Genomic DNA, 9,211 nt, shown 5'->3' on the forward strand with positions numbered 1-9,211 from the left:
GCTCATCGCCTCGTAGCTATCATCTCGTTGTAGCTTTAGCGTAGACGGATAGCGAAGATGGATTAACGCTCTTTCACATATGGCTTACCAATCGCACGTGGTGCTTCTGATTTACCAACAAATCCAGCCAGAATAAACACTGTCAAAACATATGGAATCATCTGGATAAACTGAACAGGAATTTCACCGACATGCGGCACAACAACACCTTGCAATCTTGTTTGCAAAGCATCCGCAAAAGCAAATAGCAGACAAGCACCCATTGTTTGATAAGGTTTCCATTTTCCGAAAATAAGAGCGGCTAAGGCTAAGAAACCTTTACCAGCTGTCATATTCGATAAGAACCCAGCCGATTGTGCCGTTGATAAATAAGCACCCGCAATCCCGCACAGAACACCATTCAAAATCAAAGCCTGGTACCTAAGCCAACTCACAGAGATTCCTGCTGTATCAACAGCCTTTGGGCTTTCACCAACAGCACGGATTCTAAGACCCAAGCGCGTATGATACAATAGCCAGTAAACGCCTGGAACCAAGAGAAACGTTAAATAGACAAGGCAATTATGACCGCTGAGCGTCCCCACCACCAGTGGACCAATGAGTGGAATCTGACGTATCCCTTCTTCAAACGGTAAATGAAGAGGCAAAAAGCGCTCCCCATTCATCAGGCCTGGAGTCGACCCTCCTTGTTGGAATAAAGCAACACCGATCAAAACAGTCATACCACCTGCTAAAATATTAATTGCAACACCAGAGATCACCTGATCTCCACGATATGTAATGCAAGAAAATCCATGCAAAAGCGAGAATAAAATCACAACAAAAATGGCGCCGGCAAGACCAATCCATGGTGATCCGGAATAATGAGCAAGCGTTGCAGCAACAAAAGCACCAACAAGCATTTTTCCTTCAAGCCCAATATCAACCACACCCGCTCTTTCAGAAAAAAGACCTGCAATCCCAACAAGAATCAGGGGAACAGAAACACGGAGTGTTGAATTCACTAAAGATAAAATCCACAGAAGAGAATCTTCCATTAGGCCGTTCCTCCATTTAATTGAGACGATCCCATGGAAACTTTCTTGGCGAAGAAAGCCTCAACATGAGGTTTAAATAAATTTTCAAGTGCGCCAGAGAAGAGAATAATCAAACCTTGAATCACAACAACAATTTCAGGCGTTACGCGCTGAACTTCAAAAGCAAGTTCGGCACCGCCTTGGTACAAAGATCCAAATAAAAGAGCAGAAAAGATTATCGAGAAAGGATGGTTCCTTGCCATAAGAGCCACAGCAATCCCTGTAAAACCATATCCTGCTTGGAAATTTAAAATCAACCGATGCTGTACACCTGTTAGCTCATTCAGCCCCACAAAACCTGCAATCGCGCCAGATAAAACCATCGCCAAAACAATGTATTTTGATGAAGAGATTCCTGCATACTCAGCGGCTCTCGGGTTTTTACCGACAGCACGCATTGCATAGCCCCATTTTGTACGCCAAATAAAGAACCATACCAACACACAGCAAATCAACGCCCAAAGAAATGATAGATTCAAAGGAGACGGAGAAACTGTAATTCCAAAAACGCTCAAAATCTCATGTATTTTCGGCAACATACTTTCAGGTGCAAATGATCTTGTTTCTGGAGACATCTGCCCAGGATTCATTAAAACATTCACGAGCAGATAAACCATCAAAGAGGAGGCAATAAAGTTGAACATAATCGTTGTAATGACAATATGACTACCGCGTTTTGCCTGCAAATAGCCTGGTAAAAAACCCCATGCCGCTCCAAACAAAGCGCCAGTCACCATCGTTAAAAGAAAAACAACCGGCCATGGCAATCCATCAAACATCAGACAAACAAGCCCTATTCCGAGTCCACCAATGTAGGCCTGACCTTCACCGCCAATGTTAAAAAGCCCACAATGCAAGGCAATCGCAACAGCAAGTCCTGTAAAAATTAAATTGGTTGAATAATAAAGCGTATAGCCAAGCCCTTCAAAACTGCCGAATGCACCTTTGATCATGACAGCAAAAGCATTGATTGGATCTTCACCAATCATCATGATCACAAGACTGGAAACAGCAAATGCCGCTGATAAATTTAAAAGAGGGATCAATAAGCGTCTAACCCACTTTGGTGTGTAAGTAATTCCTTGTGACATTACTCTGCCTCATCTTCTGTTATAGAACGAGAATCAACTGACACGCCAGCCATCATGCGGCCGATTTTTTTCTCAGTCACTTTCTCTCTCGTCAATTCGCCCATTATCTGACCATCAAACATCACAATTACCCGATCAGACAAGGCTATTATTTCTTCTAACTCAACGGAAACAAGCAAAATTGCTTTTCCTGCATCTCTGAGTGAAATTAGTTTTGAGTGAATAAATTCAATCGCACCAATATCAACACCACGCGTTGGCTGGCCAACGATTAAGACTTCTGGATTTTGATCGATTTCACGCGCCATCACCAATTTTTGCTGATTTCCACCTGAAAAAAGAACAGATCTTAATCGATGATTCAAAGGACGTACGTCATATTCCTTCATTAAAGCCTGTGTTTTGGCCTTAACTGCCTCCCAATCAATAATCCCCCGACGACAATATTGTGGACTATCATGACATCCTAAAATCGCTGTCTCTGTTGCTTTAAAGTCTTTAATAATACCCATTTTCAGACGATCTTCTGGAACATGGCCCAATCCAAATTTGCGTAATCGCTTTGGCGCTAACGGAGCATCATGTTCAACAACATGATCATTCACTGTGATGCGACCTGAGGAGAATTTTAAAAGGCCCGTAATACATTCAATCAACTCTGTTTGACCATTACCAGAAACACCAGCAATCCCAACAATCTCACCAGCTCTTACTTTAAAATTGATATCTTTGAGGCGATGAACATTTTGATCATCATAAAGATTCAAATTGTCAACAACAAGCAAATCATGTCCAAAATTAAAATGCGTTTGAATCTGAGGCTGCTCAACCTTGTGTCCAACCATCAATTCAGCCAAATCTTGTTCATTGGTCTCGTTCGTTTTCAATGTCTGAACAATTTCACCCCGACGCATAACTGTCACTTCATCGGTGATCGCCATAATCTCTTTTAGCTTATGGGTAATCAAAATCACTGTCTTACCTTGGCGCCTTAAGTGAGCAAGAATCTTAAAAAACTTTTCTGTTTCTTGGGGTGTTAAAACACCAGTTGGCTCATCTAAGATGAGTATGTTAGCGCCTTTATAAAGGGCTTTTAAAATTTCAACACGTTGCTGAAGCCCAACAGGCAAATCTTCAACAATCGCATCTAAATCAACTTCTAAATTGTAATCTTGCTCTAATTTTTCGAGTACTTTTCGGGCTGCAGCTCTTGAATGAGATAAAAGCGCATCTGTTTCAGCGCCTAGAATCACATTATCAATCACACTAAAAGGAGGGACCAACATAAAATGCTGATGAACCATCCCAATTCCTGCCAATATCGCATCATGAGAATTGATGATTTCTGACAGCTCACCATCAATATAGATCTCGCCTGAATCTGCATGGTAAAAACCATAAAGAATACTCATCAAGGTTGATTTGCCAGCACCATTCTCACCAACAATGCCGTGAATCGTTCCTTTGTGGATCTTCAAATTCACATTTTTATTCGCCTGAACAGCCTCAAAAGACTTATTAATATCAACCAATTCAACCGCAATTAGCACCTCAGGCTTTGCCACTTCTCCTGATTTATCTTGACGTCTAATCACGATCCAAATCTCCTAAAACAAGTCAAAAAATATCCTCCTATGAACAGATAACACCAAACCAGCCCTAAAACTTAATAAGAACATGATCCTGTTTTTGCACTATCAACAACCTTGATTTTGCCATCAATAATCTGTTTTTTCAATGCATTAATTTTCTCTTTTGTCTCATCTGAAATGAATGGAGCATTAAATTCATCTAAAGACCAATCCACACCACTTTCTTTCAGACCTAATATTTTAACACCTGGCTTCCAATTTCCATTCTGTGATGCCTTTAAAGCATCGTATGCTGCTAGATCAACTCTTTTCACCATAGACGTTAGTATTTTACCAGGGTACATATAATTTTGATTGCTATCCGCACCAATCGCAAGCACATTGTCTCGATCAGCAACTGCTCCTAGCACACCAATGGCTGAGGTTCCTGCAGCTGTGTAAATGACATCAACACCGCGATCCATCTGACTTGTTGCGATCTCGCGCGCCTTTGTTGGATCTTTCCAAGCCATTGGGGTATCCCCTACCCAATTCACAACAACTTCGGTGCTTGGATCAAGGGCCTTTGCACCCTGTTCATAACCACATGACCATTTGCGAATCAGCGGAATATCCATCCCTCCAATAAAGCCAATCTTATGTGTTTTTGATGTAAGAGCTGCCAAAGCGCCAACAAGGTACGATCCCTCATGTTCACGGAAAACAACAGATTGAACATTTGGCAAATCAAGCTCTGCATCAATTAAAGTAAATTGTGTTTCAGGAAATTCTGGCGCTACTTTCTGCAAAGCTGGAATCTGCGCAAAGCCAACAACGACAATGATATTCGCTCCTTTTTTAGCCATCTGTCTCAAAAATTGTTCAGATTGCGACTCATTCGTAATTTGGAATTCCCAAAAATCAACCCCAGTGTCTTCTTTATATTTTTTCAGACCATTATAAACGCCTTCATTGAAGGATTTATCATGCTTTGTTGCCATATCATACAAAACTGCAGGCTGAAATTCTTGTTTTGCTGCTGCCTCTACAGACAAACCACAAACACCAATAAGAACAAAAAACGCACCAACAAGTTTACAAAGTCTCTGAAACATCTAATTTACCTCTTTCCTTCATTCTACTATCTGCTGTTAAATCAGTAAAACCAACCCATAAGGTGTAAAAAACTGCCCTAGTATGGGCAGCTATTAGTCTCTGTATAATTGACGATCTGTATTTTCCCATCGATGATATCCTGCTTCAACTGCTTAATCGTCGCAAGCATATCTTCTGAAAACAAACTTTTATTGTACTCATCATAAGCCCATTCAACACCGTCATCTTTAACACCATAACTTACAAGGCCGGCCTTCCATGTGCCATCATGAGCATCCTTTACTGCACGATAGGCCGCCAAATCAATTCTTTTCACCATTGAAGTTAAAACATGTCCAGGGTAGAGATAGTTTTGATTACTATCAACACCAATACCAAACTTTCCTTTGTCTGCTGCAGCTTGCAACACACCAATACCTGAACGGCCAGCTGCTGCATAAATCACATCAACACCGCGCTCAAACTGGCTAATGGCGAGCTCACCAGCTTTTGTTGGGTCAGCCCAAGCAGCTTGTGTTGTTCCAACCATATTTTGGAACAGCTCTACATCTTTGTTAACGTGTTTGGCCCCTTGAATATAACCACAACTAAATCTTTTGATGAGCGGAATATCCATACCACCGACAAAGCCTAGCTTGCCTGTTTGAGACTTCATTGCTGCAATCGCACCTACAAGAAAAGAGCCTTCGTGATCTTTATAAACAATTGATTGCACATTTGGCAGATCAACAACACCATCAATCAATGTAAATTTTACATTCGGAAATTCTTTTGCAACTTTTTCGACCGGTTTGATTTGATCAAAGCCCGTTGTCACAATAATATCTGACCCTCTACGCGCAAGCTGTCTTAGATATTGCTCACCATGCGTCTCATTCATGGTCTCTGATTCTTTATAAGCGATACCTGTTTCTTGTTTAAATTTTTCCATACCTTGGTAGGCAGCTTCATTAAAGGACTTATCAAATTTTGTGCCCAATCCATAGACAATGGCTGGTGAAAATGTTTTTTCTTCTGCGCTAGCATTTTGACTCAGCACATGAGAAGAAATAAAGGATACTAGGAATAAAAATGCGAAAAGAATTTTTTGTTTCATAACACTACACTCCACTATAGATTGATGATGCTTTACTTTATACACGTTCCTACAAATTTTTAAAGAGAAATTTCACTCAAAATTCATTATTTTTTACATTGCGCACAAAATGTTTCACAAATCCTCTTGAACCATGCATAATCAAAGCATCGACACCAAAAATAAATCATGTTAGGCACGCAAAGAAACAATGGATACGATTTGGTTTTTTTTAAATGGCTTTTTAATTGGAATTGCAATCGCAGCTCCGGTTGGTCCGATTGCCCTTCTCTGTATCAAACGAACACTTTTGCATGGTGGTCGCATCGGTATCTCTACAGGACTTGGCGCTGCAACGGCAGATAGCCTCTACGGGACCATTGCAGTCCTTGGCATCTCCACAATTATTGACTTTATTAACGGACATAATCTGGAGTTTCGAATTTTTGGTGGATTTGTTCTTATTCTCCTGGCACTTCATGCCTATAAGGCAGACCCACATGATATCACCAAAAGCCCAGATGCAAAATCTTCCCTTTCTGCTTTCGTGTCAGGATTTTTCCTCACGCTCACCAATCCTTTGACGCTCATTGCCTTTTTGACTGCCTTTGCAGCCTTTGGTATTGGCGGCGAAGATGCAACGAAGAAAGACACAATCACATTAATCGGGGGCGTTCTGGCAGGATCATCCATCTGGTGGCTTTTCTTAAATTCATTGATTCTTTTGTGTCGCAAAAAAGTATCTGCCAGACTTGTTGGCATCATCACCAAATCAAGCGCAATTGGTATCTTGATTATTGCAATGTATGTGCTCATCACAGGTATTTTGGAATTCATAGCACAATTATAAAATACCCCCTTCTTTACAAGGGGGGTATTTTATTAATCTTTATAATATGAGACACTAAGTTAATTATACTATGAACGAGGAGTGAAATGTAGTTGACCTACATAAGTGACGAGTGAAGCAGTAGAATTAACTTGGCGCCTCATATTAAGCGACTTTAAGAGTATCTTGACCTTTTTCCCAATTGCATGGGCACAAACCTTCTGTTTGAAGCGCATCAAGAATCCGCAAAATTTCTGCAGGGTTCCGACCAACGCTTAGGTCATTAACTGACACATGGCGGATGACATTGTCTGGGTCCACAATAAAAGTCGCCCTTAAAGCAACACCTTCTTTTTTATCAAGCACGCCAAATGCCGTAGACAACTCTCTTCTAATATCTGATATCAAAGGATATCTTAGCTTTGACAAATCTGTTCTGCTGACCATCCAAGCATGGTGAACAAATTCACTATCAATAGAAACACCTAGCAATTGGGTATTTCTTGATTTGAAAGAATCATACAGATCATTAAACCCAACAAGCTCTGTGGGACAAACAAATGTAAAATCCTTTGGCCAAAAGAAAAAAACTTTCCATTCCGCCTTGTAATCTTGGCTTGTGATTTCCTTAAATGCGTCTTTTGGATTGGTTGAGACAACAGATTTTAGCCTAAATTCAGGCATTTGATCACCGATCGTTAGCATTATAAACTCCTTATATATCATTACAAATTATTACTAAATCTCTAGCTTCTAAAGTAGAGCTTGCAATAACAATACCATTTTCTTTGGCAATTGTCTTTTCTTTTTAGCATAATCAGGGAAACCTCATTATAAATGAACATCTTTTCTATAGAAATTTACACTTCCTTAACGAAAAAAATTTAGTTTAAAAGAAAACAATCTAATAAACGGTAAGGAAACCAGAAGAATGATCAAAAAAAATACACCATTGTTCATAATGGCACTCTCTTTAACAGCATTGTCATCATATGCAACTGCAAATGTCATGCATCCAACAGATGATGGCAATCGAAATGCCGGTCATGACTTCAATCTATCAATCGGTGGATATATAAAATCAATCGCTGGTTTTTATGATTCAAAGTTTATCAATCAAAATCACCGTGATTTTCAAACAGCTTCACAAGTTTATTTTACAGCAAGTAAAAAAGCGGCAAATGGTGTCGAATACAACGCATTCGTTGAATTGTACACCTCAACAGATAGCAGCATCAACAGTAGTGAAGCCTACATCACCATGAAAACAGACTACGGCGTTGTTGGCTTTGGCGACCACCAAAGTCCTGCTGATCGTTTTACTTTCTACGCTCCAAACTTAGGATTCGGTCAAGCTGTCAGAAGCTACAACAATGTTGTTGGCGGGTTCGGACAATCTATTAATGCTGAGTTTGAAGGATTTGTTGATGCGTCCAGCTCTTCACAAATTGGACCAAAAGCACTTGATAGTGAAAACTCAACCAGAATTTATTACCTCACACCACGTGTCAATGGGTTCAGGGCCGGTATTTCGTACGCTCCTGAATTTAACTCAGGCGAAAGCATTATCAGAACCAAGAAAGATGGCCTAACGGCTGCAACTCCATCAATCAACGGAAGCGCCGCACTTAACAATGCGCTCATCGATTATGTACAGCCAAACCAAGATGGAAATAGAGACCCAACGCTAGACAACCGTGGACGTGGTTCGCCAAAAGCTTTCTTCAAAAACTCTTTCAGAGATTTTATTGAGCTTGGGGCAACATGCCAAAAGAAATTTCAAGAAGTTACTTACAGACTCTCAACCACTTATGTTCACGCCGATCACAAATCTGGCGCAACCGCTGCTGGCAAACGCCGTGACATCAATGCCTGGAGCGTTGGCGCACAATTAGACTTTGGGAAAGACTGGCGTCTTGGCGGATCCTACGTTGACAACAAGGGATCTGGGCAACTCAAGTCAAAAAAGAAACAAGATCGTCAAGCTTTTAACTTTGGTGTTGTCTACGAGCCAGGACCGCTTGGCCTTTCAGCAAATATTATCACTGAAGACTTAGGTGGCAGCAACAAGCATGGATCAGGTAAATACTTTGCTTACGGTTTTGGTACAACTTACCAATTAGCACCAGGCATTATGGTTGGATCAGACCTTGTTTTCTATGAACGCAAATTCGGGAAAGATGATATTTCAAGATTCGTTGTACCAAGTGAATTAAAAACATCTTCGAGTAAAAGCAAAGGTTATGTTTGGCTTGTTGGTACACAGCTGAACTTCTAATCACACTGAAATAATTCTTCAAAAAGCCCTCTGTTATGAGGGTTTTTTGTGTAGGAGCAAAATGATATTGTCCTGTTTGAGCAAGATAGAAATGTCCGCTTTTCAGTAGGAATTTTCTTTTAAACTTATCGAGAGTTTAGATGAAAGGGGTCCGAATGAATCACAGCATAAACAT

At 40.5% G+C, this 9,211-nt stretch carries 8 protein-coding genes; 2 read left to right on the top strand and 6 right to left on the bottom strand.

Annotation, left to right across the window (positions count from 1 at the left end):
• Positions 1-62: 62 nt before the first annotated feature.
• From KBF71_02155 to KBF71_02175, 5 genes are all read right to left on the bottom strand, one after another.
• Positions 63-1,037, bottom strand: coding sequence for an ABC transporter permease (locus KBF71_02155; GenBank protein ID MBP9877120.1), 975 nt, complete (start codon positions 1,035-1,037; stop codon positions 63-65).
• Positions 1,037-2,167, bottom strand: coding sequence for an ABC transporter permease (locus KBF71_02160; GenBank protein MBP9877121.1), 1,131 nt, complete (start codon positions 2,165-2,167; stop codon positions 1,037-1,039). Before KBF71_02160 ends, KBF71_02155 begins: the two co-directional genes overlap by 1 nt.
• Entirely contained in the window at positions 2,167-3,732 is a 1,566-nt protein-coding gene (locus tag KBF71_02165; protein ID MBP9877122.1) for an ABC transporter ATP-binding protein, read from the bottom strand. The genes KBF71_02160 and KBF71_02165 overlap by 1 nt, the downstream gene beginning before the upstream one ends.
• A gap of 101 nt (positions 3,733-3,833) precedes the next feature.
• Positions 3,834-4,853: a BMP family ABC transporter substrate-binding protein gene (locus KBF71_02170; protein ID MBP9877123.1), complete on the bottom strand. Its 1,020-nt coding sequence runs from the start codon at positions 4,851-4,853 to the stop codon at positions 3,834-3,836.
• A gap of 77 nt (positions 4,854-4,930) precedes the next feature.
• Positions 4,931-5,950, bottom strand: a complete 1,020-nt coding sequence (locus tag KBF71_02175; GenBank protein MBP9877124.1) for a BMP family ABC transporter substrate-binding protein — start codon at positions 5,948-5,950, stop codon at positions 4,931-4,933.
• A gap of 190 nt (positions 5,951-6,140) precedes the next feature.
• On the opposite strand from KBF71_02175, the gene KBF71_02180 reads away from it, so the two are divergent.
• Positions 6,141-6,779, top strand: a complete 639-nt coding sequence (locus tag KBF71_02180) for a LysE family transporter (protein MBP9877125.1) — start codon at positions 6,141-6,143, stop codon at positions 6,777-6,779.
• A 144-nt stretch (positions 6,780-6,923) separates the two neighbouring features.
• Here KBF71_02180 and KBF71_02185 read toward each other — a convergent pair whose 3' ends face one another.
• The gene (locus KBF71_02185; protein MBP9877126.1) at positions 6,924-7,463 is read right to left on the bottom strand and encodes a peroxiredoxin; all 540 of its coding nucleotides are present in this window, start codon (positions 7,461-7,463) and stop codon (positions 6,924-6,926) included.
• A gap of 226 nt (positions 7,464-7,689) precedes the next feature.
• Between KBF71_02185 and KBF71_02190 the strand changes: the two genes are divergently transcribed.
• Positions 7,690-9,036, top strand: coding sequence for a porin (locus tag KBF71_02190; protein ID MBP9877127.1), 1,347 nt, complete (start codon positions 7,690-7,692; stop codon positions 9,034-9,036).
• Positions 9,037-9,211 lie beyond the last annotated feature (175 nt).

This window comes from Alphaproteobacteria bacterium (genome assembly GCA_018063245.1).
Lineage (GTDB): Bacteria > Pseudomonadota > Alphaproteobacteria > JAGPBS01 > JAGPBS01 > JAGPBS01.